At 61.7% G+C, this 885-nt stretch carries 1 protein-coding gene; it reads right to left on the bottom strand.

The window, feature by feature from the left end:
• Positions 1–84: 84 nt before the first annotated feature.
• A partial coding sequence (locus tag NKI08_RS34510; RefSeq protein ID WP_352775978.1) for a transposase occupies positions 85–885 on the bottom strand: 801 nt, incomplete at its 5' end.

Raw genomic sequence — 885 nt, 5'->3', positions numbered from 1 at the left:
GATAGTGTTGAAGAAGTCGGCGATGAAGCCGTGGATCCACTCGCACCGAAGCGTCTTGATTAAGGTCGACGCGACCTCCTCGCCTTAAGTGGCTCGGACGTTTGTTCCGAGGGTGCAAATCTTGGCCAATTTCCTGAGGTTCTGGGCGATGGCTGCAAGGTGGAACTCATCGCGGGCACCACAGGGGCCGCGCAATCGCAATCGATCGAGCTTCAGGATGCGCTTGAGGTGCGCGAACAGCATCTCCACCTTCTTCCGCTGATAGCGTGAGGTCTGGTAGGCGTCTGTCTTTGCGATGTCGCGGGCCATGTCGCGCGCGCCCTCATAGATCGAGCGCAGCACCTTGCGCGCCGGCTCCTTCGGGCAACAGCTGGGCTTCAGGGCACAGGCGTCGCAATCCAGCTTGCTGGCGCGATAGCGCATCATGCCATTCTCGTCGACGAGAGGGTGTGGCATCCGATAGGTCTTCTGGCGCTGCCTGAGCGTCTTCCCGCCAGGACAGATGTATGTATCGGCCTTATGGTCGTAGGTGAAGTCGTCGCGCGAGAAGGTGCCATCCTTGCGCCTAGACTTGTCGAAGACCGGGATATGCGGCTCGATCCCACGCTCATGCACCAACCAGTTCAGCATTTCGGCCGAGCCGTAGCCGGTGTCGGCAATCAGCCGCTCCGGCCAGAGGCCGAGCTCGTCGTGCGCCCGCTCGATCATAGTCTTGGCGGCCGTCACCTCGGCTTGGCGCACCGCGGTCGAGGGCTCCACGTCCACGATGATGGCGTGCTCCACGTCGATCAAATAGTTCGTGCAATAGGCATAGACGGCTGGGCCACCCCAAGCGGCAGTCCAGCGCGCGGCGGGATCAACAGGGGAGACGAACTTGGGCTCCAC

Source organism: Mesorhizobium sp. M0768, assembly GCF_040320195.1.
Taxonomy (GTDB): domain Bacteria; phylum Pseudomonadota; class Alphaproteobacteria; order Rhizobiales; family Rhizobiaceae; genus Mesorhizobium.
The sequence above is the reverse complement of the archived record's forward strand: the minus strand, read 5'-3'. Positions and strand labels throughout refer to the sequence as shown.